The sequence below is a fragment of the Paenibacillus sp. FSL R7-0048 genome (genome assembly GCF_038004505.1).
GTDB classification, from domain to species: domain Bacteria; phylum Bacillota; class Bacilli; order Paenibacillales; family Paenibacillaceae; genus Paenibacillus_AQ; species Paenibacillus_AQ odorifer.
Genome location: NZ_JBBORF010000001.1, coordinates 964,316 through 990,130, shown reverse-complemented (window position 1 = coordinate 990,130; position 25,815 = coordinate 964,316). Strand labels below are relative to the sequence as shown.

Sequence of the window (25,815 nt, the reverse complement as noted above, 5' to 3'; positions counted from 1 at the left end):
CATTTTTGGGTTGTTTTCATACGGCACCATTTAAACCGGATTAGGCACAAAGCTGCCACCACGGCAATATTTCAAGTAATTCAATGCATGCACCTGGCCGGTCATTTCCAGCTCATCACGATACACTGGATCATGCCAGCCTTCGATATCAATCGTACCTTTATAACCCGCTTGGCGCAGGATGGTGATTACATCTACCCAATTGGTATCCCCGAAGCCAGGGGTCCGGTCCCATACATAAGGTTTGGGGCCATGAATACCGTATTCCTTGACGATGTCCCAAGCGATGGTCGCATCCTTGCCATGCACATGGAATACTTTATCCATCCATTTGCGCAGCTGCGGAAGCGGATCAATCAATGCGATCATCTGGTGGCAAGGCTCCCATTCCAATCCCAGATTATCCGCCGGAACGGCATTGAACATCTTCTCCCAGGCCGAAGGATTGTGAGCGATGTTCCACTCTCCGCTCTTCCAATTTCCGCCCATAGCGCAGTTCTCAAAAGCAATCCGCAGGCCACGATCTGCCGCTCTCTTCGCCAGTTCTCCGAACACCTCTGTAAACTTCGGGATGGACTCATCAATGGACAAACCTGGCAATCGGCCAGTGAAGCCGCCTATAATATCTGTGCCAAATAAATGTGCATGATCAATCAGCCGCTCCCAGCTGGCCAACGTGTCGGCATTGTCGCCGCTGCCTGCGAGCGGATTGCCATAGATGCCCACAGAAGAGATGACAAAATCATGTTCAGCAGCTAACTCCCTCAGTCGTGCAGCCGTTTCTATCAAATCGGTTTCGCCGGTGGTCTGCCAAAAGTTCAGATTAAATGATTCAAATCCATGCCCCACAATTTGTGGAATGACCTTAACGGCTTCTCCACCACGAACAATCGTACCTATTCTCAGTGTATCTTGCATTTGGGTTCCACTCCAATAAAGGTTTATAGTGTGATCTTAACGAGGTTTAATCATCTTGCAGGAACCACGCTTGAGCAATACCGCATCATAGACAATATGCTGATGGTTTGATCGTCCGGAAATGAGGTCGAACAGAACACCTACACTGGATAAGGCCATTTCCGTACCCGGCTGGCTGATTGTATCAAGAGAAGGATGATAATATTCAGCCATCTCGATCCCGTCAAAGCCAATGATCGAAATGTCATCAGGGATAGATAACCCCGCGGTAAGCACCGCTTTGGCAGCACCGATGGCAATTGTGTCGGAAGCGGCAAATATAGCTGTAATTCCCTTGTTCTTGTTGAGCAGTCTTCGCGCAGCATTAAATCCCGAGCTGGGACTGTATTCACAATCCTCAACCAACCCTGAATCATAGGGCAGACCCTGCTCTTCGAGTGCTTTTTTGTAGCCTAAATACCGCCGGTTGCCCGTGGTTTCATCCAATAATGGAGACTTGGCTAAAAAGCCGATATTCGTATGACCTAATGAGATCAAATAATTGGTAGCCTTATAGGCTTCCTTCGTTTCATTGATAATAACGCTGGAAAAAATAAGCGGGTTCACCTCCTGCGTTGAGGTGATCGTTGTCAGCACAAACGGAACCGTCAGTTGTTTGAACTTCTCTTCAGAATGATCATAGGTTCCACCCATGAAGATAATCCCGCACAGATTCTTCTCCTTCACCAGTTGAATTGCAGCATTGATTTCATCGGTCCCATCCTCTACTTGCTGGATAAGAAACGGGTAGCCCCGCAGATTGACCTGCCGTTCAATTTCTCTGATCATATTAGAGAAAAAAGGATTGGTAATCCCCTTGACCATAAGTGCAATGTTCTTAGATTGTGTAGTTTTCAAATTCCGCGCGTTGGAATTGGGAATATAATTGTATTCCTTAACCACACTCATCACTTTCTCACGTGTAGACTTGCTCACCGGTCCCTTGTTATTGATTACCCTGGAGACCGTCGAGATGCCCACACCGGAAATCCGCGCGATATCCTTGATATTTACATCCACTTTACTCCCCCATTTATGGGTAAAGGAGCTATATCGAATTATAGCTCCCTTACACCCCTTAACTTTCTTTAGTTGACAGGAACAAACGCAGCCAATTGCTTCTCTACTTCGGCAATGACCTTGTCAACTCCTGCTTTTTTCAGCTGATCGCGGTACTCTGCAACAGCTGCTTTTGGATCTTTGCTTGTTTTACCAAGCATCAATTGAATACCAAGCTGTGAATTCACGTTGGAAATCGAAGCAATTTCAGTTGTAACATTGGTTGGATCAAAGCTGAAGCCATTGTAAGGATCATCGATAGCCACTTTATCCCATTCTGCGAATAAGGAGTTACGGATTGGGTTTTCTGTATCCGTAGGAACTACGAATTTGTCATTACGAAGTGACCAAGCAGCGAAACCTCCGCCGTCCGTTTTATCGTTGAAGCCTGCAGGCTGCTTTTTAACACCATTTTCCATCACATATTGTTTGCCTTCAATACCGTTTTGGATGAGGTTGTAGTAGCTTTCATCGGTCATGAACTTCTCGATCACCATCAGAGCGCGCTCTGGATTAGCTGAGTTCGTGCTGATTACAGTCGAGTTGTCAACGCCCATCTTACGTTTGATCTTCTTATTAGCTTCCGCAAAAGTAAAGAAGTAAGGATCTGATTCCGGTTGTGCCTTCAAATCCGCACCGTATTGGCCGATCCAGTCCTGAGCATGAGTCAAATAACCTGCGGAGTTAGCTGCTCTGAAGTTATCCTTGCTGCCTAGGGTCGCAGACAGCACATCTTTACTCCAGTAACCCTTATCCGCCCATTCACGCATCTTCACAGCCCAATCTTCAAATTCCTGAGTGAAGGCTGGATGGAAGACGGTCTTGTAGTCCTCTGGACTTTTGGTCACAAGATTCAGCTCATTCAAAGATATACCAGGAGCGTTAAGCCACATCCCTGTAGTATCTACGAGCATTCTGAACATATTGGCTGCATCTTCTGCCTTGCCGTTAATTGGTGGGAAGGACTCATTAGCAACCACATTATCCATGTATTTAACCATATCATCAATGGAAGTGATTTTGTCCATTCCATATTTCTTCAGCAAGTCAGAACGATAGGCATAACCGGCAGGTGTGTATTCGCTATAAAGACTTGGTACACCATAAATTTTGCCTTTGTATTTTGTATTCTCCCACACACTTTCCGGGATTTCCGCTTTTAGCTTAGGAGCAACTTTATCCAGCATATCTGTAAGGTCCACTAGAGCGCCTTCACTAGCCAATGTGAAATAAGACACCGGAGCTCCGGGAGATGCATGCGACATATCAAATTCTTCGCCTGAAGCAAATAGCAGCGGGTACTTAGTAGCGATATCCGGCCAGTCAATATACTTCACTTCAATCGTAGCGTTTAGATCAGCCTTGAGCTTCTTGTTAATCTCAGCGAGGATTTCTTTATTTTTAACTCCTTCGCTGCCCCACAGGTAGTACACCAGCTTAGCTTCCTTGGAAGTATCCACTCCGCCTGCATTGGCTGAAGCCTCTGGAGCTTTCGTGGCTGCCGGATCATTACTCGGCTCATTGTTGTTCTTGGATGTGCAGGCTGTCAGTGCTCCAGTAAGCATGAGGACAGCAATTAAAGAAGACGCGATCTTTTTACCTTTCATTTAGGTAAGCCTCCCTTTTCTCTTCTATTTATGAAACTTTCATTTATAATAAACGCTCTTCGAAAAGAAGATTGCGTCCATTAACCCTTTACAGCCCCGATGGTGAGGCCTGTTACGAAATAACGCTGTACAAATGGATACAGGAGAATAATCGGTCCAGTGGCCAGCACAGCTGTAGCCATCTTGATGGATTGCGTCGGAAGATCAGCAGTATTGATGACCGCTCCCGAGTTGATTAACGCTCCTAAGTTCGTCTGATTGACCATTCGCTGCAAAAAGTATTGGAGCGGATATTTCGTCGGACTGTCAATATACAACATCCCGTTATACCACTCATTCCAAAAGCCTAGTGCTGAGAAAAGCCCAATAGTAGCCAAGGATGGAACCGCCAGCGGAATAAATATCCGCCAATAGATGCGAAAGTCGCCAGCACCGTCAATGGTAGCGGATTCATATAAGGAATCCGGAATCGCCTTCATGAAATTACGCATCAGGAAGATGGACCATGCACCAACTACACCCGGAAGAATCATGGCGAATAAGCTGTCCTTCATATGCAGGTGCTTAACCATCAGGATGTATGTCGGAATCAAGCCGCCACTGAATAGTGTTGTAAAGTAAATCAAGAAGGAAAAGAAGTTGCGGTACTTGAAATCCTTACGGTTGAGCACGAATCCGGCCATCGACATCATAAACAGTCCGAGTACCGTACCCACTACGGTGATGAAGATAGTTACCTGATAAGCATTCACCAGCTGAGTAGAGTTGTTGAATAGCATCTCGTAAGCCTTAAAGGAAAATGCCTTCGGCAGCAGCTTGTAGCCTTCACGAACAATTTCCTGCTCGTTCATGAACGATGAGGAGATCATCAACGCGAAGGGAAATAAACAGAATAGCGCAAAGATAGCGATACAGATATAACTGACTGCTTTTATGAGAATGCTTCCGGAATCCTGTTTGATTGTACTCTTTTCCATATTTATCACCCCTGTTTCGTGTCTAGTCTTAGAACAAAGCGCTGTCCGGTTCTACCTTGCGTACAATAAAGTTAACTACAAGCACCAGGATCAGACCGAATAAGGATTGGTAGAAGCCCACTGCGGCACCCATAGAGAAGTTGAATTGTCCCACCAGTGAACGGAAGACATAGGTATCGATGATATCTGTCTGCGGATACAGTACAGAGTTCGTACCGATCAGATTATAGAAAAGGTCAAAGGATCCCTTGAGAATTCCACCCATACCGAACAGTAGAAGCAGAATAAAGGTTGGCTTCAGAATCGGCAAGGTCATATAACGGATTCGCTGCCAGGTAGTCGCTCCATCCATATAAGCAGCCTCGTACAGATCATGATTAATCCCTGTGATCGTTGCCAGATAAACAATCATTCCATATCCGGTACCCGCCCAGATCTTGAAAGCCACAATAATATATTTCCAGATGCCCGGATCGGAATAGAACTCGTAACGGTCTAGCCCCATTCCAGTTAACATCGTATTGATAAACCCGGAATTGAAATTGAATATATTGTAGGCAAACACACCGACGATAACCATGGAGATGAAATTCGGTAACAGGATAACGGATTGTGATATTTTTTTGAACCACTTGCCTGAGATCTCAGACAACATAATGGCAAATACTATTTGAATGATATTACCTAAAGCCAGAAAGACGATATTATAGAGCAGCGTATTCTTGGTAATATTCCATAGATCCCCATTTTGAACCAGAAACTCAAAGTTCTTAAGGCCGATAAAGTTACTTCCAAAAATCCCCTTATTGAGCTTGTAATCTACAAATGCGACGTAAGCTCCAGGCATTACAGCATAGTGAAAGATAACGAAATATACGATTACAGGCAGCAACATTAGAAAAAGAACTTTGTTCTTAATGACTTCCCGAACAATGTTTCCACCCACAAGCTTCAGTCTCGCCAAAGTGCCCACCTCCAATTTGAAAGATGCATTCAGTCACATGCATAAATTACCTTCCTTTCTTGTCCAGCAGCCAGAATAAAAACAGTTTGCCCAACCTTCATAAAAAAGTGTATCGAGCGTTGTAGAAACGTTTCCAGTGTTTCTGTAAAACTCTCTGTGTGAGAAGCATACTCCCAAAATGTATGCGCTGTCAATTCATTTTATTTTTGAATTACAAGTACTAAAGTTACATATTTCACGTAAAAAAATATAAATTAGCTGTTTTTCTAAAGGCGATTGACTTTTTTTGGTGTTCAGACTAATATCGAGGTGTATCGTTTGTGGAAACGTTTTTATACTTTTCTTTCATAGACATGTCAGTCTCCATATGTAACATCTTAATGATGCAATCCTCTTCTGATTTAATTTATGCCTCAGCCCTGTATCCGAAGAGAGAAATGCTATGATTTTCACAACAAATGAACCTGATTATAGCTCAGGCCCATTCCGCATCTCGGAGCTGTGTGCCAGGAGAGTAAACGGTTCACTCCCATCCTTATCGCCTATCTAACGTAAGTTTTGCTAATAAAATCATGCTTACGCTGCCCGGCGGGGAACTACACATCTATTTAACAAACTAACTTTCAATGCGCTCACGAGGAAGGAGTTAACCATGACTAAAACGTTTATCCAAGATCTTGTGAACGATATGACCCTGGACGAAAAGCTGGCCCAATTAACCCAGCTAGGTCCTCACTATTGGGGTTTGGACGATACCGTGGATTTAACTGGTCCATTTAAGGAACTGAATATTAAGCCGCAGGTAATGGAGAGCATCGGAAGTGTTCTGAACGGTATTGGAGCCCGGAATGTAATCGAGCAACAGACCCGACATTTGCAAACCAGCCGACAAAAGATTCCTCTGCTCTTCATGGCGGATGTCATTCACGGCTACCGGACCATCCTCCCGATTCCGCTGGCCATGGGCAGCAGCTTTGACCTTGAAGCCTGTGAAAGGTTTGCTGAAATCGCCGCCAAGGAGAGTGCGGCTGCCGGCATTCACGTCACCTTCTCGCCCATGACTGATCTCGTACGCGACCCGCGCTGGGGACGCGTCATGGAGACATCTGGTGAGGATCCCTATCTGAATGCCCGTGTCACCGAAAGTATGGTGCGGGGTTATCAGGGCAAGGACCTAAAAGAAAAAGGACGCATCGCTGCCTGTGTGAAGCATTTCGCTGGTTACGGTGCTCCCGAAGGCGGACGGGAATACAACACGGTGGATATGTCTTCCGGCGTATTGCGTGAGTTCTACCTGCCAGCCTATAAGGCTGCCGTAGATGCTGGTGTGGCCATGGTGATGGCCGCATTTAATACCATTGACCGTATCCCGGCAAGTGGTAATTCCGAGCTTCTTCGCGGGATTTTACGGGAAGAATGGGGCTTCAACGGCGTTACCATCGCCGATTTCAATTCCGTTAATGAGCTGATTCCCCATGGCGCCGCAATAGATGGCCGTGAGGCAGCCGAGAAAAGTCTGGCTGCTGGGCTGGATATTGAGATGATGTCCACTCACTATCTAAACCACGGCGCTGCTCTGGTCGAGGAAGGAAAGCTTGATATCGCCTTGATCGATGAAGCCGTCATCCGGGTGCTTGAGCTCAAGGACGCGCTTGGCTTGTTCGATAATCCATTCAAGGATGCAGATCCGCTGGTGGATGAGGCTCCGAAACCTAGCGCGGAGCATCTGCAGGCCGCACGGGAGCTTGGAGCTAGCTCAGTTGTACTGCTCAAAAACGACAATGATGCTTTGCCCCTTAAACGTGGCATGAAGATTGGTCTGGCTGGTCCTTTCGCCACCTCCATTCATGTGCTGGGCGGTTGGGCCGGGACAGAAAAAGATCCGGCTGTATCACTCTACACCGGCCTTTCGCAAAAAACATCTGCCGAAAATATTTTTACGGCCATGACTGGTGAGCTGGGAAGCATGCTTGAGGGTGTTTTTGATGTGGAGGATGAAATTGAAGACGCCTACCAGGCGCTGAAGGATTGTGATGTAATTCTCGCCGCTGTCGGTGAGAACCAGCAGGATACCGGGGAAGGCGGAAGCAAATCCAATCTCCGCCTATCAGCCAATCAGGAGAAGCTGATCTGGCGTCTGAAGGATACCGGAAAAAAGGTCGTCACCATTGTATTCAGCGGCAGACCACTGGAGCTGAAACCCGTTCTTGATGCCAGCGACGCTCTGCTGCAGGCTTGGTTTCTGGGTACAGAGTCAGGAAATTCGCTGGCCGATGTGCTGTTCGGAGATTATAATCCTTCCGGACGTTTATCGATGAGCTTCCCCTACTCGGTTGGGCAAATTCCTGTCTACTACAATGCTTATCAAACGGGACGTCCTTATGATCCTATGTATCCTAATGTGCGTTACGTGACCCGTTATCTGGACTGCCCGAATGACCCGCTGTTCTGTTTTGGTTATGGCCTGAGCTATTCCAAGTTTGCTTACAACAGCTTCAATGTTGAAGCTGCGGATCGGGTGGTTGCCTCCATTGAAGTAGAGAATACTTCGGACATCGCCGGCAAGGAAACCATTCAGCTCTACATCCACGACGTCAGCGCAAGTGTCGTGCGCCCGGTCAAGGAACTGAAAGGCTTCCAGCAGATTACACTCGCACCGCATGAGAAACAGGTGGTTTCCTTCGAAATCACCAGAGAAATGTTAATGTTCTACGGAAAAGACGATCAGTTGGTCTTCGAGCCTGGGGAATATGATATTATGATCGGTAGAAACTCTGGAGATCATTGCACTCAGCGGATCTGGATCTGCTGACCTGCGTATAGCTATGCTTCTAACGACGTCAGCCCTTATTGCCCTCTTGGCGCAATGAGGGGTTGGCGCCTCCACAGCTTGCTATTCAATATTCGATAGTAAGGGAGATTATTCTAATGAGACACAGTTTATCATTTCAGCAAGATGGCACTTTTAAAATCGTACAATTTACAGATCTGCACTGGATGGATGGAAGAGCTGAGGATCAGCTTACCGAGGCACTGATGGAACGCATTCTGGATGCGGAACAACCTGATCTTGTGGTTTTCACGGGAGATCTTATTTACACGGGTCCTGTATCACCGGGAAACAAGGCATGCGAGCACCCCGCACAAGCTTTTCGTGAGGCTGTCGCTGCCGTGGAGAGATCCGGCATCCCTTGGACCTTTGTATTTGGCAACCATGACACAGAAACTCTGATTTCAAAGAGTGAACTGATGCAAATTGCCCTGGAACATCCCCACTGCCTGACCGAAGCCGGTCCAGAAGAGCTGGAAGGCTCGGGCAATTACACTCTTGAAATTAAAGATCAGGAGGACGACTCGGCTGCTATTTTGTATTTTCTGGACTCTGGCGGCTACTCCGAGTATGAGGATATCCCGGGCTACAATTGGATTGGGCGGAATCAGATCAACTGGCTGACGGCTGAATCTGCGCGGCTGAATCCGAAGACTGCTGAGAACAGGCTGCCTGCCTTGGCTTTCTTCCATATTCCAATTCCCGAATATCGGGATGTCTGGTCTACACAAGTCTGTCATGGGCATAAGTTTGAGCGTGTATGCTCACCTGAGGTGAACTCGGGCTTATTCTCAGCTTTGCTGGAAATGGGTGATGTGCTTGGCACCTTCTGCGGACATGACCATATCAACGATTTTAGCGGCAATCTGTATGGCATACGTCTTTCTTATGGCCGTGCTACCGGCTACAATACTTATGGAAAAGAAGGCTTTATGCGGGGAGCACGCGTCATCGAACTGGTCAAAGGCACTCAAGACTTCAATACCTGGCTTCGTCTTGATGACGGATCCGTTATAAATGAACAGCCGATGCATATGCCTGAACCTGCTGCCGATTCAGGACATTAATCTTTTATAGGATTAAATTTTAATAGTGATTAAATGAACCAGTGCGCAGATGTTACGCTGGTTCATTTTTTTGTGCAAATATTAGCTTGTCTCCATATTCCCCATTACATCACTTTTTTTGTTAAAATAGAGAAGTCGACGTATTAAGCACTACAGCGTCAGTCATGGAAACGGAGGCAAGTACCTGTGGATTATATTATTCTGGACATCGAATTCAACGGCCGTAAGTTTGCCAGCGAGCACCCTATGGAGGTCATTGAGATTGGAGCCGTCCGGTTAGACTCTTCACTGCAGTATAAGGATGAATTTTCTTCCTTGATCAAACCTATATATTTCTCCACCCTGAATTCCTTTATTAAGAAAAAAACGGGTATCCCTCAAGAGGAAATCGACATTGCCGCCCGCTTCCCCAAAGTCATCACTGCTTTTAGAGAGTGGCTTGATCTAAGTACAGACGGAGTTCTGCTGCTTACCTGGGGTGGCGAAGACATGAAGCGAATCATTCAGGATGTGCGCATGCACAAGATGGACGAATCCTACTGGATGTCCGCTACGTATTTCGATTTGCTCAAAGGAGTTCTTCGTGCGCGTGGTCTTAGCAATGATGTCAGCGTGGAAAGCGCGATGGCATTGTTTGAGCTTGAGCCTACTGGATCTGCACACCGGGCGCTGGATGATGCACGGATGACGTCAGAGATCTTCCGCGCCGTGTTTAAGGATCTGGATTTTGAGCGTTCACAGCATTACGTAGATACCTTCTCCAATGCCAAAGAACGCAAAACAGTTAAGGTAGCCATTAAGGCTATGACCTCACAAAAAATTGTACCTACCTGGGACCTTGTCGTTGAACACTACTTCTCAGACAAAGCAACCCTTGCGGACCCTCGTAAGCTGGAGGAATTGCACAATTATTTCACAGCACAGATGGGCCATAAATAAATTCAAGCAGCAAAGCTCAACATTATAGACTTATTCATAGCAGCGGCAGACTTCCCCATGATCATTCAGAGGGTAGCTGTCGCTGTTTTGGATATGCTAAAAAAACCATTTGACCTTCACGTTACGTAAAGGTGTACATTTGATTTGTAGGAGGTGATACTACGGAATACACAGTGCAGAAGCTCGCAGAGTTAGCTGGAATCAGCACACGGACCCTGCGCTACTACGATGAGTTTGGCATTCTTAAGCCGGCGAGAATCAACTCTTCGGGGTATCGTATCTATGGCCGTACCGAAGTAGATCTACTACAGCAAATTTTATTTTATCGGGAGCTTGGCTTAAGTCTGGAACGTATCAAGGCTATTATGACAGAGCCCTCATTCGACGGAGCCAAAGCGCTGCGGGAGCATCATGACAAGCTACTGGAAAAAAGACAGCAATTAGATCTATTAATCGCTAACGTCGAAAAGACGCTGGCTCAAAAAGAAGGGAGAATTACCATGAGTGATACTGAAAAATTCGAAGGCTTTAAACAAAAGCTGGTAGATGACAACGAAAAGAAATATGGCCAAGAAATAAGGGAGAAATACGGAGATGACACCATTAATCAATCCAACCAAAAGCTTAAAGGAATGACAGAAGATCAATATGCCGCTATACAACAGCTTGAGGAAGAGATGTTCGAAACACTCTTGCAAGCAATGGAGCATGGAGACCCTGCCAGTGTATTAGCACAAAAAAGTGCAGACCTACACCGTGAGTGGCTCTCCTTCTACTGGAATTCCTATTCCAAAGAAGCTCATGCTGGTGTTGCACAATTGTATGTTGATGATGAACGTTTTACCGAATACTATGACAAACGCCGCCCTGGACTCGCTGCGTTTCTAAGAGATGCCGTACATGTATATACGGGAAAAAATGCGTAAGCGCACGAACAATATTTTAAAATAGAAAAAGGTATCCGGATACTCCGGATGCCTTTTTTTTGAGGCAATAGCAATCAGCAAAAATCACAGACTGCGGTGCAGCAGCGACAATGTATTCCGAAGCTCAGCGACAGCTACCTGGCCAGGTGCAGAAGGTTTATGTGCAGCTCCGAAGGTAAGCGCTGAACCAAAAACTTCACCTGCCAAACGGCTGATCACCCCGGCTCCCGCCATAGACATCGTTATAATCGGACGGTCTGCATATTTTTCCTTCATGATGTGTGTAGCTTCCAGCAAAGTTAGCACATCGCCTGCATCTTGGGGCATAACGGCAATTTTGGGCAAATCCCCGCCAAGCTCCTGCGCCTTGCATAACCGCGAGATGATCTCCTCTTTAGGAGGTGTACCCTGAAAATCATGATTTGAAATAATGACAGACACGTTTTGAGCATGAGCAGCTTCGACCAGTAGCTTTACATCCTGCTCATCATTAAATAGTTCAACATCTATTATATCTACTAGACCGCTCTCGGCAGCAGCTTTATTCAGTGCTGTGTAATATTCCGTGCTGACTTGCTTCTCTCCGCCTTCTTTTGCACTCCGAAAAGTAAAAATCAGCGGCAGATCTGGAATCACAGAACAGATTTCGCTTAGTGCGTTCTTTACAGCTGCAACGTCTTCCACTTCAGCAAAAAAATCCGTCCGCCACTCCACCAAATCAGGTTGCAGTACTTTCAGCGCTTCCGCTTCCTGCTTCAGCTCAGACAAGGTCGCTCCAATTAGCGGAACACATATCTTAGGGATTCCTTCGCCGATGATCACATTTTTAACGGTTACTGTTCTGCTCATTATTTAAGCTCCTTATCCTATCTCATCTAGTATAGATCTTGAATATCCTGTACTGTCTATTCTACAGCGATTTACGTTTTAGAAATTGCTCGACCTCGGACAACTGCGGCAATGAAGGGATCGCCCCTTCTTTCCCTACAGCCAATGCACCTACAGCATTAGCGAAGCTCACGGCTTCCTCCAAGGTCTTCCCTAAGACCAGCTGCTGGGCTAATGCGCCATTAAATGAGTCACCGGCAGCAACTGTATCTACCGCCTTTACCGGGAAGCCTGAAACAGCCTTGAAACCTTCAGCATTCACAATCAGGGCACCTTTTGAACCCAAGGTTACAATTACGTTCTGTACTCCTTTTTGAAGCAAAATACGGGCTGCCTGCTCAGCAGTCTCTGCGCTATCCACAGTCATTCCGGACAAAATCCCGGCTTCCGTCTCATTAGGTGTCAGGTAAGATACCTGAGCCAGCATCTCATCCTTTAGCACTCTAGCTGGTGCAGGATTAAGGATGACCGGAATCCCCTTACGATGGGCAATCGCAATCGCCTGCTCACTCATCGCCAGATCCATTTCAAGCTGCAGCACAATGATCTTAGCCTGGCTAATCACAGCCTCCAATGCCTGAATATCCTCTACCGTAAGCTCAATATTCGCTCCAGGTACCACGATAATCCGATTTTCTCCATCTTCTTCAATAACGATTGAGGCGACTCCTGTTGCCTCATGTTCACTTACAGAAATATGCTCTATATGAATGCCTTCATTCCTGATAATCTCCAGCATTTCGCTACCAAAGGTATCTTTTCCAACTCTTCCGATCATACTAACCTCTGCACCCAGACGTGCTGCGGCAACGGCCTGATTTGCCCCTTTTCCGCCAGGAGATAGAGCAAAGGCTTGTCCAATCAGGGTTTCTCCTGCATTTGGTGACCGGTTTGTACGTACCACCATATCCATATTCAAGCTTCCAATCACAACTATATCCAACTTAGACACCACCATTAATTATTTCTTCAATCTCTTTATCTTAGGGGCTTCTGTCCACTTTATCAATCAATTCCGCTCAATTGGATTCAAAATGGTTGTTTTCACCAAATTGACGTTATGCTTTTATTCATCGAGTGTGCTAGAATAGTGGTGCAATCGCTTCCACAATGATTGCCTGCACTATTTTGAGCAAACGTTTGCACCTAAGATAATGCCCGCAGCTTCACTGCAATTTAATCTAATCCGTGATTAGGAGGCTTATCAAGTGAACGAACAAAAATTACCGTCAGTCGCTTATTTTAGTATGGAGTACGGGCTGCATTCCGATTTCAAAATGTATGCCGGAGGTCTGGGCATTCTTGCCGGAGACTACATCAAGGGTGCAAAAGATATCAACGCCCCTATCATCCCTATTGGGCTGAAGTGGAAACAAGGTTACACGGACCAAAAGATTGATGCCAATGGCAATCCGTACGACTCCTATCACAATTATGTTTATGAGTTTCTTGAAGATACAGGGGTTAAGGTAACTGTTAAAGTCCGAAAAACCGATGTGGTATGCAAAGTATGGAAAACTGATTATTTTGGCAACAGCACATTGTATTTACTGGATACGGATATTCCCGAGAATAATGATGCCTGGATCACAGGCCAATTGTACGGCTGGTTCGGCGAAGAACGGATCGCACAAGAGATCGTACTTGGGATTGGTGGAGTCAAAGCTATGCGTGCACTGCAAATCCCTATTGATGTCTATCACTTCAATGAGGGTCATGCGGCTCTAGCGGCTATCGAGCTAATCCGTGAAAAAATGTCCGGAGGCCATACCTTCGAAGAAGCGTGGAAAGCTACTCGCGAAGAAGTCGTATTCACTACCCACACACCAATCAAAGAAGGCAACGAAACCCATCCTCTCGACCGACTTGAGTATATGAGTGCGTTCAACGGCTTAACCCGTGACCAGATGGAGCGGATCGGCGGCGAGCCATTTAATATGACGGTTGCAGGTCTAAGGCTATCACGTATTTCCAACGCAGTAGCCCAGCTACACGCCGATACGGCTAATAAAATGTGGAAGGAAGTAGCCGGAAGATCGGAAATTATAGGCATTACTAATGCCATCCATACTCCTACCTGGGTAGATGATAGAATGACGCAAGCCTACGAACAGGATGGAGACTTATGGGCAGTGCATAAAGAGATCAAGGGCGAACTGATCCAGTTCATCAAAGAACGTTCCGGCATTAGCTTAAATGCTGACAATTTACTCATCGGCTTCTCACGCAGAGCAGCTCCATATAAACGAAGCGACCTGATCTTCTCGCAGCCAGAAATTATCGAACCTTATCTGGAGTCTGGAAAGATACAAATTGTATTCTCCGGCAAAGCGCACCCACTCGATGATAACGGTAAAAAAATCGTCAGTAACCTAGTAGCGATGATGAAAAAGTATCCAAAGAGTGTTGTGTTCCTCGAGAATTACGATATGACGATTGGTGCCCAGCTGACGCGCGGTGCTGATATTTGGCTCAACAATCCACGCAGACCATTGGAAGCCAGCGGCACCTCCGGGATGAAAGCAGCTATGAACGGTGTATTGAACTGTTCTATTCTGGATGGCTGGTGGCCGGAAGCCTGCATCGATGGCGAGAATGGCTGGCAGATTGGAGACGGCTTCGAAACTACAGACTTTGAGGTTCTGGATAAGCATGATAGTGATGCACTGTACAACACCTTATTGAAACGTGTGCTCCCAACCTTTTACGAGAATCGTGAACAGTGGGTACAAATGATGAAAAAGAGTATCGAAACCACCCGTACGGAGTTTGCCACCAAAAGAATGTTAGATGAATATTACAACAGAATGTACATTAAAGCCTAAGTACAAGAACCGAATATCTTCTATATCAAAAAATGCAGCGCACCCCTTCAGTGATGGTAGGGATGCGCTGTTTCTTTTTTAATTCTGCTAAGCAATTAATCACTTTGTCTATCATATATATCTGAATGTGCCAACGATGTATTGACGATTACCACATATTGTAATGAGTCAATTATTTAAAAAGTGTTGCAATTTCTCTAAAAAACATTAATATAGAACTTATACTAAATCTAAAATCAAATCTCATGAGGTGATTCTATTAATGAGCTCCAATAATAATAATCTTACAACCAGCTGGGGTGCTCCAGTAGGCGACAATCAGAATTCAATGACAGCCGGTGACCGCGGTCCCACTTTACTGCAAGATGTCCATTTGCTTGAGAAATTAGCCCACTTTAACAGAGAACGTGTTCCTGAACGTGTCGTTCATGCTAAAGGTGCTGGCGCTCACGGGTATTTTGAAGTTACAAAAGATCTAACCCAATACACAAAAGCTAACTTTTTGTCTGAAGTAGGCAAACGTACACCGTTGTTCATTCGTTTTTCTACTGTAGCTGGTGAATTAGGTTCTGCTGATACCGTACGCGACCCTCGTGGATTTGCCGTGAAGTTCTATACTGAAGAAGGAAACTATGATCTCGTAGGTAACAATACGCCTGTATTCTTCGTTCGTGATGCGATTAAATTCCCGGACTTTATTCATACACAGAAACGTGATCCACAGACACATCTGAAGAACCCGAATGCTGTATGGGACTTCTGGTCTTTATCGCCTGAATCTCTGCATCAGGTAACGATTTTGATGTCGGATCGCGGAATTCCAGCTACGCTGAGACATATGCATGGGTTCGGTAGCCATACCTTCAAGTGGGTAAATGCCGAGGGCAATGCAGTCTGGGTGAAATACCATTTCAAAACAGAACAAGGCATTAAGAATCTAGATGCAGACCTTGCTGCCAAAATCGCTGGGGAAAACCCGGATTATCATACAGAGGACTTGTTTAATGCTATTGATAAAGGAGATTTCCCTGCTTGGAAGCTCTACGTGCAAATTATGCCAATCGAGGATGCGAAGACTTACCGTTTTGATCCATTTGATGTAACAAAGGTCTGGTCGCAAAAAGATTATCCGTTAATCGAGGTTGGACGTATGGTATTGGATCGCAATCCGGAGAACTACTTTGCTGAAGTAGAACAAGTTACATTCTCCCCCGGCTCTTTCGTTCCTGGTATTGAAGCTTCGCCTGATAAATTGCTACAAGGCCGTCTGTTCGCTTATGGTGATGCACACCGTCACCGGGTTGGTCCCAACCATAACAGTTTACCTATCAACCGTCCAAAAGTAGAAGTGAAGAACTATCAACGTGATGGTGGTATGGCCTTGGGCAACAATGGCGGTTCCGGTGCCTATTACGAGCCTAACAGCTTAGGAGGACCTAAAGAATCACCGCAGCATAAAACATCGCCGTTCGAAGTCTCTGGTTATGCGGATAGTGTCTCCTACAATAGTGACGATCACTATACACAACCAGGTGACTTGTACCGTCTAATGTCTGAAGAAGAACGTACCCGTCTAGTTCAAAATATCGTTGGCGCTATGACTCCTGTTGAAAGTAACGATATCAAACGTCTCCAGATTGAGCATTTCTTTAAAGCTGATCCAGACTTGGGACAGCGTATCGCATCCGGTTTGGGTTTATCTGTACCAGACGGAATGTAAGATTGTAAATGCACTTATAAACTAAAGAGGACCTTTGCCCGTAGATGGGAAAGGTCCTCTTTTTGCTAATTAGCTGAAAACATAATAAATGATGACAATCACAACGCCCAGCGTGGAGACAATGGATAGACATGAAAAAAACGTGTTCCAGTTATTGCCTTTCATTTGTCTTATACACGACCAGTATAGTGGTTCTTTGGTGCTCTGCCCCATCACGTGATGATTTAACTACCGAACCGTAACAGATATTCACAATCTGTTCCTCCCGTAGTCCTGCCAGGAACTCATTAGCTTTATTCTCTGCATAAGAATTGTCAGCATCTACAAACTCTTTAACTTGAATCATCCTGATCTCCTCCTTTAATAAATTAAGTAGTTATTTTATAGTTCTGGAATCTATATGTGAACTCAACGAAATGTACATGGCGTATCACTCCCCAGGTAACAATTAATGTAAAAATATCTTCAAAATACAGTATAGGCATTTCGCAGTTTTCTACGAAATGCCTATGCATCAGCCTATCATAGCACCCAAGTATGTAATAGTCAAAGGTTTTCATTACAATATTTAGAAGGTTTTAATTCCCCTTTTAAAATGGATTGGATTTACAAATAGAAGCTGGTATACTGATCAGAAGGTCTCCATTGGGGGACCTCTATTTGTATAGGAGGGATTTTAAGATGGCAACACACCATAACAGGTTTACAAGGAATGTGCTACTTAGAGGGGGTGAAATCTACTATGAACCATAGTCTTATCTATGAAGGCTCACGGACACAGCTGCTTCAGCAGCTTATCTATTTTGATGAGGAAAAAATCGCATTTCTAAATCAATACTTTCCGGTACGGAGCAAGGATAGAAGCAACGCTGAAACGCTGTTATCCCGTTATTGCTCCGAGCTGGAACAATTACTAACTGAGTTCAATGGTGAAGATTTAAATTCACAGGTCTTTATCGGAAGTCAGCTGCAGCTTCGTTACTTGGACGATAATACTACAGATATCTATACCATCGTATTTCCTAACCAAGCAGAACCTAACAATAACAAGATTTCTATGTTGTCACCTATAGGCATGCAGCTGCTGCTGGCTGAGCTCGGCAGTACTTGTCAGCTAGCGATTCCTTCAGGTCAACTAGAGGTGAAGATCGAAAGCATTAAGTTCGTGAATAATGGTGAAGTAGGCGTTCTTATATAAGGACGATCCCTTATATACCCGCTACAGCAGCGTCCCTTTCCAGATATTAAGGAGGAGGACGCTGTTCTATTATTTAAGCCTCAAACCTTCTTCCAGCTTATTAACTGACTTCTGGATCCTTGCTGCTCTGGTTTCCGGTCTTTTCGCCCCTTCGATCCAGCTCACATATTCCTTCCGATAGGAATAAGCCAAGCTGTTATAATACACCTCTGCCTGCTCATTGCTGCTTAGTGCGTCCAGAAAATCTTCTGGAGCTTCTATCTCTCGCAATTGATGATCTTGTTCCATTGTCACCCGTACTATATCTCCAGGTTGAGCATGGGCTAAGTCTCGCAGTTCTTTTTTCACGACCATAAAATGTTTCCCATTACCATGCGGCATGAGTGTTCCTCTATAGGGAATGTCATTCAGGCTTCCTTTAACTTGTATCCTTGATTTAGTTTCATATATTTGTTCAGCGTCAAAAGGAACCGTAAGATATGTCCAACTCCCATTCGTATCTGGTCTGACTAACCTTGCTTCAAATTCAAACATTGGCCCCTCCTCAAATAAAATCTCTAGTTCCTATTGTATCCATACGTGCTTAACTATACAAAAAAACACCCGCCTAATACCGGCAGGTGTTTCTCTTTATAAGCGGGTGATGGGAATCGAACCCACGCTATCAGCTTGGAAGGCTGAAGTTCTACCATTGAACTACACCCGCAAAGGTATAAAATCGGGATGACACGATTTGAACATGCGACCCCCTGGTCCCAAACCAGGTGCTCTACCAAGCTGAGCTACATCCCGTTAACAATACTATAACTGCTTAGTAATAAAAATGGCGCGCCCTGAGAGATTCGAACTCCCGGCCTTTTGATTCGTAGTCAAACGCTCTATCCAGCTGAGCTAAGGGCGCAAAATCTATATGGAGCGGACGACGGGAATCGAACCCGCGACCCTCGCCTTGGCAAGGCGATGCTCTACCGCTGAGCCACGTCCGCAAAAACATGGTGCGCGTGAAGGGACTCGAACCCCCACGTCGTGAAACGCCAGATCCTAAGTCTGGTGCGTCTGCCAATTCCGCCACACGCGCACACTTTAAAGAAAATGGTGAGCCATGAAGGACTCGAACCTTCGACACCCTGATTAAAAGTCAGGTGCTCTACCAACTGAGCTAATGGCTCTCATAAATGGCTGGGGATATAGGATTTGAACCTATGCATGACGGAGTCAAAGTCCGTTGCCTTACCGCTTGGCTAATCCCCAATAATAATTAACTAAATGGCGGAACCGACGGGATTCGAACCCGCGATCTCCTGCGTGACAGGCAGGCATGTTAGGCCAACTACACCACGGTTCCATAGACATAATGCATAAGTGTAAATTGGTTGCGGGGGCAGGATTTGAACCTGCGGCCTTCGGGTTATGAGCCCGACGAGCTACCGGGCTGCTCCACCCCGCGTCATTAATTAGTATATACTATTCATTTTCACCATACCAGCTTATCCCTAAACATAATGTATAAGAGTAAATTGGTTGCGGGGGCAGGACTTGAACCTGCGACCTTCGGGTTATGAGCCCGACGAGCTACCGGGCTGCTCCACCCCGCGTCAGTGAAAAAAATATGGTGGAGGCTGAGGGGATCGAACCCCCGACCCTCTGCTTGTAAGGCAGATGCTCTCCCAGCTGAGCTAAGCCTCCATGATATGACCCGTATGGGATTCGAACCCATGTTACCTCCGTGAAAGGGAGGTGTCTTAACCCCTTGACCAACGGGCCATGCTAATAATTTTATGGCGGAGAGAGAGGGATTCGAACCCTCGAGACGCTTGTGGCGCCTACACGATTTCCAATCGTGCTCCTTCGGCCAAACTCGGACACCTCTCCATAAATGGCTCCCCGAACAGGACTCGAACCTGTGACAACTCGATTAACAGTCGAGTGCTCTACCAACTGAGCTATCAGGGAATATGGTGGGCCTTAGTGGACTCGAACCACCGACCTCACCCTTATCAGGGGTGCGCTCTAACCAGCTGAGCTAAAGGCCCTTCTAAGACATATTAATATTAAGGGCAAAAAAAATACCACGGGTAATGTGGTTGTCCGCTTGGCGGCGTCCTACTCTCCCAGGACCCTTCGGTCCAAGTACCATCGGCGCTGGAGGGCTTAACGGTCGTGTTCGGGATGGGTACGTGTGGAACCCCTCCGCTATCGCCACCAAACGGGCATTTACAGCGTAAATGCTCAGGCTTAATCGCCTGAAAACTGAATCCGAATTGAATTTGCGTCGCCCGTCATCTCTTCGGGGCCCCCGGAAAGTATTCGGAATTAGCTTCGCAGCCTTTTCTTCACTTTTTGGGGTATTTTTAGGATAAGCCCTCGACCGATTAGTATTGGTCAGCTCCATGCATTGCTGCACTTCCACCTCCAACCTATCTACCTCGTCGTCTTCAAGGGGTCTTACTAATTGGGAAATCTCATCTTGAGGGGGGCTTCACGCTTAGATGCTTTCAGCGCTTATCCCGTCCGTACGTAGCTACCCAGCCATGCTCCTGGCGGAACAACTGGTGCACCAGCGGTACGTCCATCCCGGTCCTCTCGTACTAAGGACAGCTCCTCTCAAATTTCCTGCGCCCACGACAGATAGGGACCGAACTGTCTCACGACGTTCTGAACCCAGCTCGCGTACCGCTTTAATGGGCGAACAGCCCAACCCTTGGGACCTACTTCAGCCCCAGGATGCGATGAGCCGACATCGAGGTGCCAAACCTCCCCGTCGATGTGGACTCTTGGGGGAGATAAGCCTGTTATCCCCAGGGTAGCTTTTATCCGTTGAGCGATGGCCCTTCCATGCGGTACCACCGGATCACTAAGTCCGACTTTCGTCCCTGCTCGACTTGTAGGTCTCGCAGTCAAGCTCCCTTATGCCTTTGCACTCTGCGAATGATTTCCAACCATTCTGAGGGAACCTTGGAACGCCTCCGTTACTCTTTAGGAGGCGACCGCCCCAGTCAAACTGCCCGCCTGACACGGTCCCCGTACCCGATAAGGGTACTAGGTTAGAACCTAGATACGATCAGGGTGGTATCCCAACGGCGCCTCCACCGAAGCTTGCGCTCCGATTTCTACGGCTCCCACCTATCCTGTACAGATCGTACCCAAATTCAATATCAAGCTGCAGTAAAGCTCCATGGGGTCTTTCCGTCTTGTCGCGGGTAACCTGCATCTTCACAGGTATTAAAATTTCACCGGATCTCTCGTTGAGACAGCGCCCAAGTCGTTACGCCATTCGTGCGGGTCAGAATTTACCTGACAAGGAATTTCGCTACCTTAGGACCGTTATAGTTACGGCCGCCGTTTACTGGGGCTTCGGTTCATAGCTTCGGGTTACCCCTAACCACTCCCCTTAACCTTCCAGCACCGGGCAGGCGTCAGCCCGTATACTTCGCCTTGCGGCTTCGCACAGACCTGTGTTTTTGCTAAACAGTCGCTTGGGCCTTTTCACTGCGGCCCCCTCGTGCTATTCACACTACCGGGGCACCCCTTCTCCCGAAGTTACGGGGTCATTTTGCCGAGTTCCTTAACGAGAGTTCTTCCGCGCGCCTTAGAATTCTCTTCTCGCCTACCTGTGTCGGTTTGCGGTACGGGCACCTTCTCCTGGCTAGAGGCTTTTCTTGGCAGTGTGAGATCATGACCTTCGCTACTATAATTTTCGCTCCCCATCACAGCCCAGCCTTATCGATGTGCGGATTTGCCTACACATCAGCCTCACTGCTTAGACGGACATCCATCAGTCCGCGTCACTACCCTCCTGCGTCACCCCATCGCTCATAGCGGATTACGGTGGTACAGTAATTTCAAACTGTTGTCCTTCGACTACGCCTTTCGGCCTCGCCTTAGGTCCCGACTTACCCTGAGCGGACGAGCCTTCCTCAGGAAACCTTGGGCTTTCGGCGGATCAGATTCTCACTGATCTTTTCGTTACTCATACCGGCATTCTCACTTGTGTAGTGTCCAGCGCTCTTTTCAGTACACCTTCAACCCCTACACAACGCTCCCCTACCCCAGATGCAAAGCATCTAGCCATAGCTTCGGTGGTGTGTTTAGCCCCGTTACATTTTCGGCGCAGAGTCACTCGACCAGTGAGCTATTACGCACTCTTTCAATGGTGGCTGCTTCTAAGCCAACATCCTGGTTGTCTGTGCAACTCCACATCCTTTCCCACTTAACACACACTTGGGGACCTTAGCTGATGGTCTGGGCTGTTTCCCTTTTGACAATGGATCTTAGCACTCACTGTCTGACTCCCGGCAATAAGTATATGGCATTCGGAGTTTGACTGAGCTTGGTAATCCTTGCGGACCCCGCACCCAATCAGTGCTCTACCTCCACTACTCTTATACCGAGGCTAGCCCTAAAGCTATTTCGGGGAGAACCAGCTATCTCCGAGTTCGATTGGAATTTCTCCGCTACCCCCACCTCATCCCCGCACTTTTCAACGTACGTGGGTTCGGGCCTCCAGTGCGTGTTACCGCACCTTCACCCTGGACAGGGGTAGATCACACGGTTTCGGGTCTACGTCCACATACTAATTCGCCCTATTCAGACTCGCTTTCGCTGCGGCTCCACCTTCTCGGCTTAACCTTGCATGTTAAACGTAACTCGCCGGTTCATTCTACAAAAGGCACGCCATCACCCATAGATCGGGCTCTGACTTTTTGTAAGCACACGGTTTCAGGTTCTATTTCACTCCCCTTCCGGGGTGCTTTTCACCTTTCCCTCACGGTACTGTTTCACTATCGGTCGCCAGGTAGTATTTAGCCTTAGCAGATGGTCCTGCTGGATTCATACGGGGTTTCACGTGCCCCGCACTACTCGGGATCCGTCTCGGAGAGAACACAGTTTAGGTTACAGGGCTTTTACCTCTATCGCGGGCCTTTCCAGACCTCTTCACCTACCATATTCCTTTGTAACTCCATGTGAGACGTCCCACAACCCCTAAGAGCAAGCTCTTAGGTTTAGGCTGTTCCGCGTTCGCTCGCCGCTACTGACGGAATCACTATTGTTTTCTCTTCCTCAGGGTACTTAGATGTTTCAGTTCCCCTGGTCTGCCTCTACATTTCCTATGTATTCAGAAATGAGTAACTGCGAATTACCACAGCTGGGTTTCCCCATTCGGACACCCCCGGATCAAAGCTTGCTTACAGCTCCCCGAGGCAGTTTCGTTGTTCGCCACGTCCTTCGTCGGCTCCTGGCGCCTAGGCATCCTCCGTGTGCTCTTATTAGCTTAACCTTGATTTTTCCGCAGGAAAATATCATACGATGACATTCTCTTTGGAATCATCTCACTAATAACATTTACTTGTTTACACAAGTTGCTAAAAGATGTTCTAAAACGCAAATTCGTTTCGGTATCCAGTTTTCAAGGATCAAGTCTTACTTGAGAGCTTAAACTCTCAAAACTGAGCAACGAGTGAGTAACAGGCCTAAACCTGAGTTTTGGAAGTTAAACTTCCGATTTGAATGTTCTCATTGCAGAGAACGATTCTCCATAGAAAGGAGGTGATCCAGCCGCACCTTCCGATACGGCTACCTTGTTACGACTTCACCCCAATCATCTACCCCACCTTCGGCGGCTGGCTCCCTTGCGGGTTACCCCACCGACTTCGGGTGTTGTAAACTCTCGTGGTGTGACGGGCGGTGTGTACAAGACCCGGGAACGTATTCACCGCGGCATGCTGATCCGCGATTACTAGCAATTCCGACTTCATGCAGGCGAGTTGCAGCCTGCAATCCGAACTGAGACCGGCTTTGATGGGATTGGCTCCACCTCGCGGCTTCGCTTCCCGTTGTACCGGCCATTGTAGTACGTGTGTAGCCCAGGTCATAAGGGGCATGATGATTTGACGTCATCCCCACCTTCCTCCGGTTTGTCACCGGCAGTCACTCTAGAGTGCCCAGCATTACCTGCTGGCAACTAAAGTTAAGGGTTGCGCTCGTTGCGGGACTTAACCCAACATCTCACGACACGAGCTGACGACAACCATGCACCACCTGTCTCCTCTGTCCCGAAGGCCGCTGCTATCTCTAGCAGATTCAGAGGGATGTCAAGACCTGGTAAGGTTCTTCGCGTTGCTTCGAATTAAACCACATACTCCACTGCTTGTGCGGGTCCCCGTCAATTCCTTTGAGTTTCAGTCTTGCGACCGTACTCCCCAGGCGGAGTGCTTACTGTGTTAACTTCGGCACCAAGGGTATCGAAACCCCTAACACCTAGCACTCATCGTTTACGGCGTGGACTACCAGGGTATCTAATCCTGTTTGCTCCCCACGCTTTCGCGCCTCAGCGTCAGTTACAGCCCAGAAAGTCGCCTTCGCCACTGGTGTTCCTCCACATATCTACGCATTTCACCGCTACACGTGGAATTCCACTTTCCTCTTCTGTACTCAAGCCACCCAGTTTCCAGTGCGACCTCAGGTTGAGCCCAAGGTTTAAACACCAGACTTAAATAGCCGCCTGCGCGCGCTTTACGCCCAATAATTCCGGACAACGCTTGCCCCCTACGTATTACCGCGGCTGCTGGCACGTAGTTAGCCGGGGCTTTCTTCTCAGGTACCGTCACTCCGGTAGCAGTTACTCTACCGGACGTTCTTCCCTGGCAACAGAGCTTTACGATCCGAAAACCTTCATCACTCACGCGGCGTTGCTCCGTCAGGCTTTCGCCCATTGCGGAAGATTCCCTACTGCTGCCTCCCGTAGGAGTCTGGGCCGTGTCTCAGTCCCAGTGTGGCCGTTCACCCTCTCAGGTCGGCTACGCATCGTCGCCTTGGTGGGCCGTTACCCCACCAACTAGCTAATGCGCCGCAGGCCCATCCCTCAGTGACAGATTGCTCCGTCTTTCATTCTTCTCTCAGGAGAAAAAAGAAATTATCCGGTATTAGCTACCGTTTCCGGTAGTTATCCCAGTCTGAAGGGCAGGTTGCCTACGTGTTACTCACCCGTCCGCCGCTAAGTTATTTTGAAAGCAAGCTTTCAAAATAACTCCGCTCGACTTGCATGTATTAGGCACGCCGCCAGCGTTCGTCCTGAGCCAGGATCAAACTCTCCAATTAGTATTGAAAAGAGCGATATGCTCATTTTGAAACATCTGACGAGAAAATTAATTCTCTAATTTGGATTTCACTTGCGTGATTTCCTACTCACTCGTTGTTCAGTTTTCAAAGATCAAGTTCTCGTTGGTGCCATTTAATGTCTCAGCAGCAACTCTTATACTATATCATGTTCGGCTATTTAATGTCAAGCTCTTTTTTTAACTTCTTTTTCGAGCTCGGCATGTGTACTTCTTGGCCGGACTTAGAATATATCATGTATAGAGATCCATTGCAAGCTTTATTTTAAAAAAACTAAACACATACTTCTCCGCAATTGTATCGCAACCGTATTCCCCTTTTCCGCGTCTATCTATTTAACATCAGAGCCCCTTCATACATAGGTATCAATTCCATTATTTTTTGGCAAAGAGGTGATTCATATAAAGACCTTGCATGATCTCTAGCTTCCCTCTAAAAGGAGGTTGGAGAATCAATGAGCAGAAGTGTGAAAAAGCAACCCGTGTGCAGCGACCAACAGAAAGATGGTTCATCATGGGCTAAAAAACAAGCCAATAAAGCCGTCCGCCGTTACCCTGGCGACATCCCTAAAGGGAAATGGTATCAGAAACTGTATAACAGCTGGAACATTTGCGACTACAGCTTTTACCAAACTAAACAGCAGGCGATTCATGAATGGGAAACAAACAATTGGATCCAGTTGAGATTCCCCTCCCGCCAAGAGGCCATTCAAGATTGGCACAAGTCTTATAGAAGAAAGTAA

17 protein-coding genes, 15 tRNA genes and 3 rRNA genes are annotated in these 25,815 nt (G+C 46.9%); 8 read left to right on the top strand and 27 right to left on the bottom strand.

Features of this window, described 5'->3' with window-relative positions:
- Positions 1-30: 30 nt before the first annotated feature.
- The 5 genes from NSQ91_RS04285 to NSQ91_RS04265 form a co-directional block, all read right to left on the bottom strand.
- Positions 31-918, bottom strand: coding sequence for a sugar phosphate isomerase/epimerase family protein (locus NSQ91_RS04285; RefSeq protein ID WP_076279882.1), 888 nt, complete (start codon positions 916-918; stop codon positions 31-33).
- 36 nt (positions 919-954) lie between these two features.
- Positions 955-1,977: a LacI family DNA-binding transcriptional regulator gene (locus NSQ91_RS04280; protein WP_036686912.1), complete on the bottom strand. Its 1,023-nt coding sequence runs from the start codon at positions 1,975-1,977 to the stop codon at positions 955-957.
- Positions 1,978-2,045: 68 nt separating this feature from the next.
- Complete coding sequence (locus NSQ91_RS04275; protein ID WP_076105428.1) at positions 2,046-3,623, bottom strand: DUF3502 domain-containing protein; 1,578 nt, start codon at positions 3,621-3,623, stop codon at positions 2,046-2,048.
- An 80-nt stretch (positions 3,624-3,703) separates the two neighbouring features.
- Positions 3,704-4,600 carry a carbohydrate ABC transporter permease gene (locus NSQ91_RS04270; RefSeq protein ID WP_076105429.1) on the bottom strand — a complete coding sequence of 299 codons (897 nt, stop codon included), beginning with the start codon at positions 4,598-4,600 and terminating at the stop codon, positions 3,704-3,706.
- Positions 4,601-4,628: 28 nt separating this feature from the next.
- Positions 4,629-5,573 carry an ABC transporter permease gene (locus NSQ91_RS04265; RefSeq protein ID WP_305953532.1) on the bottom strand — a complete coding sequence of 315 codons (945 nt, stop codon included), beginning with the start codon at positions 5,571-5,573 and terminating at the stop codon, positions 4,629-4,631.
- A gap of 643 nt (positions 5,574-6,216) precedes the next feature.
- On the opposite strand from NSQ91_RS04265, the gene bglX reads away from it, so the two are divergent.
- The 4 genes from bglX (at position 6,217) to NSQ91_RS04245 (ending at position 11,326) form a co-directional block, all read left to right on the top strand.
- Positions 6,217-8,376 carry a beta-glucosidase BglX gene (bglX, locus tag NSQ91_RS04260; RefSeq protein WP_076305086.1) on the top strand — a complete coding sequence of 720 codons (2,160 nt, stop codon included), beginning with the start codon at positions 6,217-6,219 and terminating at the stop codon, positions 8,374-8,376.
- A 116-nt stretch (positions 8,377-8,492) separates the two neighbouring features.
- Positions 8,493-9,461 carry a metallophosphoesterase family protein gene (locus NSQ91_RS04255; RefSeq protein ID WP_076305085.1) on the top strand — a complete coding sequence of 323 codons (969 nt, stop codon included), beginning with the start codon at positions 8,493-8,495 and terminating at the stop codon, positions 9,459-9,461.
- A 186-nt stretch (positions 9,462-9,647) separates the two neighbouring features.
- Positions 9,648-10,400, top strand: a complete 753-nt coding sequence (locus NSQ91_RS04250) for a 3'-5' exonuclease (RefSeq protein WP_036686897.1) — start codon at positions 9,648-9,650, stop codon at positions 10,398-10,400.
- Between the two features lie 173 nt (positions 10,401-10,573).
- Positions 10,574-11,326 carry a MerR family transcriptional regulator gene (locus NSQ91_RS04245; protein ID WP_076187440.1) on the top strand — a complete coding sequence of 251 codons (753 nt, stop codon included), beginning with the start codon at positions 10,574-10,576 and terminating at the stop codon, positions 11,324-11,326.
- A gap of 84 nt (positions 11,327-11,410) precedes the next feature.
- Here NSQ91_RS04245 and aroD read toward each other — a convergent pair whose 3' ends face one another.
- Positions 11,411-12,175: a type I 3-dehydroquinate dehydratase gene (aroD, locus tag NSQ91_RS04240; RefSeq protein WP_076305084.1), complete on the bottom strand. Its 765-nt coding sequence runs from the start codon at positions 12,173-12,175 to the stop codon at positions 11,411-11,413.
- 61 nt (positions 12,176-12,236) lie between these two features.
- Positions 12,237-13,166 (bottom strand): ribokinase, encoded by a 930-nt coding sequence (gene rbsK, locus NSQ91_RS04235; RefSeq protein ID WP_218641834.1) that lies wholly within the window; start codon positions 13,164-13,166, stop codon positions 12,237-12,239.
- A gap of 256 nt (positions 13,167-13,422) precedes the next feature.
- On the opposite strand from rbsK, the gene glgP reads away from it, so the two are divergent.
- Together glgP and katA are read left to right on the top strand one after the other, a co-directional pair.
- On the top strand, positions 13,423-15,039 hold the full coding sequence (gene glgP, locus NSQ91_RS04230; RefSeq protein WP_076219778.1) for an alpha-glucan family phosphorylase: 1,617 nt from the start codon (positions 13,423-13,425) through the stop codon (positions 15,037-15,039).
- 262 nt (positions 15,040-15,301) lie between these two features.
- Positions 15,302-16,759, top strand: a complete 1,458-nt coding sequence (gene katA, locus NSQ91_RS04225; RefSeq protein ID WP_076187446.1) for a catalase KatA — start codon at positions 15,302-15,304, stop codon at positions 16,757-16,759.
- Positions 16,760-16,910: 151 nt separating this feature from the next.
- On the opposite strand, the gene NSQ91_RS04220 is transcribed toward katA, so the two are convergent.
- The gene (locus tag NSQ91_RS04220) at positions 16,911-17,105 is read right to left on the bottom strand and encodes a sporulation protein Cse60 (RefSeq protein WP_036686883.1); all 195 of its coding nucleotides are present in this window, start codon (positions 17,103-17,105) and stop codon (positions 16,911-16,913) included.
- 396 nt (positions 17,106-17,501) lie between these two features.
- Here NSQ91_RS04220 and NSQ91_RS04215 point away from each other — a divergent pair, with 396 nt between their 5' ends.
- Positions 17,502-17,957 carry a GreA/GreB family elongation factor gene (locus NSQ91_RS04215; protein ID WP_076130676.1) on the top strand — a complete coding sequence of 152 codons (456 nt, stop codon included), beginning with the start codon at positions 17,502-17,504 and terminating at the stop codon, positions 17,955-17,957.
- Positions 17,958-18,026: 69 nt separating this feature from the next.
- Here the strand turns inward: NSQ91_RS04215 and NSQ91_RS04210 are convergent, their stop codons facing one another.
- The 19 genes from NSQ91_RS04210 to NSQ91_RS04120 form a co-directional block, all read right to left on the bottom strand.
- Positions 18,027-18,491, bottom strand: a complete 465-nt coding sequence (locus tag NSQ91_RS04210) for a YdeI/OmpD-associated family protein (protein ID WP_076279888.1) — start codon at positions 18,489-18,491, stop codon at positions 18,027-18,029.
- Between the two features lie 101 nt (positions 18,492-18,592).
- A tRNA-Gly gene (locus NSQ91_RS04205) sits at positions 18,593-18,663 on the bottom strand.
- Between the two features lie 12 nt (positions 18,664-18,675).
- A tRNA-Pro gene (locus NSQ91_RS04200) sits at positions 18,676-18,749 on the bottom strand.
- A 32-nt stretch (positions 18,750-18,781) separates the two neighbouring features.
- Positions 18,782-18,858: transfer RNA gene (locus NSQ91_RS04195), tRNA-Arg, on the bottom strand.
- Between the two features lie 10 nt (positions 18,859-18,868).
- Positions 18,869-18,943 (bottom strand) — tRNA-Gly (locus NSQ91_RS04190).
- 7 nt (positions 18,944-18,950) lie between these two features.
- Positions 18,951-19,035 (bottom strand) — tRNA-Leu (locus tag NSQ91_RS04185).
- Between the two features lie 15 nt (positions 19,036-19,050).
- Positions 19,051-19,126: transfer RNA gene (locus tag NSQ91_RS04180), tRNA-Lys, on the bottom strand.
- A 7-nt stretch (positions 19,127-19,133) separates the two neighbouring features.
- Positions 19,134-19,208 (bottom strand) — tRNA-Gln (locus tag NSQ91_RS04175).
- A 16-nt stretch (positions 19,209-19,224) separates the two neighbouring features.
- A tRNA-Asp gene (locus NSQ91_RS04170) sits at positions 19,225-19,302 on the bottom strand.
- A gap of 25 nt (positions 19,303-19,327) precedes the next feature.
- A tRNA-Met gene (locus NSQ91_RS04165) sits at positions 19,328-19,404 on the bottom strand.
- Positions 19,405-19,475: 71 nt separating this feature from the next.
- Positions 19,476-19,552, bottom strand: a tRNA-Met gene (locus NSQ91_RS04160).
- A gap of 15 nt (positions 19,553-19,567) precedes the next feature.
- Positions 19,568-19,643, bottom strand: a tRNA-Val gene (locus tag NSQ91_RS04155).
- 6 nt (positions 19,644-19,649) lie between these two features.
- Positions 19,650-19,721, bottom strand: a tRNA-Glu gene (locus NSQ91_RS04150).
- 15 nt (positions 19,722-19,736) lie between these two features.
- Positions 19,737-19,829: transfer RNA gene (locus tag NSQ91_RS04145), tRNA-Ser, on the bottom strand.
- Between the two features lie 5 nt (positions 19,830-19,834).
- Positions 19,835-19,910, bottom strand: a tRNA-Asn gene (locus tag NSQ91_RS04140).
- A gap of 3 nt (positions 19,911-19,913) precedes the next feature.
- Positions 19,914-19,990, bottom strand: a tRNA-Ile gene (locus tag NSQ91_RS04135).
- 57 nt (positions 19,991-20,047) lie between these two features.
- Positions 20,048-20,164: ribosomal RNA gene (rrf, locus tag NSQ91_RS04130) — 5S ribosomal RNA — on the bottom strand.
- A 145-nt stretch (positions 20,165-20,309) separates the two neighbouring features.
- A 23S ribosomal RNA gene (locus NSQ91_RS04125) occupies positions 20,310-23,235 on the bottom strand.
- 262 nt (positions 23,236-23,497) lie between these two features.
- A 16S ribosomal RNA gene (locus NSQ91_RS04120) occupies positions 23,498-25,055 on the bottom strand.
- Together the 16S, 23S and 5S rRNA genes with 15 tRNA genes alongside form the textbook arrangement of a ribosomal RNA operon.
- 472 nt (positions 25,056-25,527) lie before the next feature.
- Between NSQ91_RS04120 and NSQ91_RS04115 the strand changes: the two genes are divergently transcribed.
- Positions 25,528-25,815 carry a hypothetical protein gene (locus NSQ91_RS04115; protein ID WP_076305205.1) on the top strand — a complete coding sequence of 96 codons (288 nt, stop codon included), beginning with the start codon at positions 25,528-25,530 and terminating at the stop codon, positions 25,813-25,815.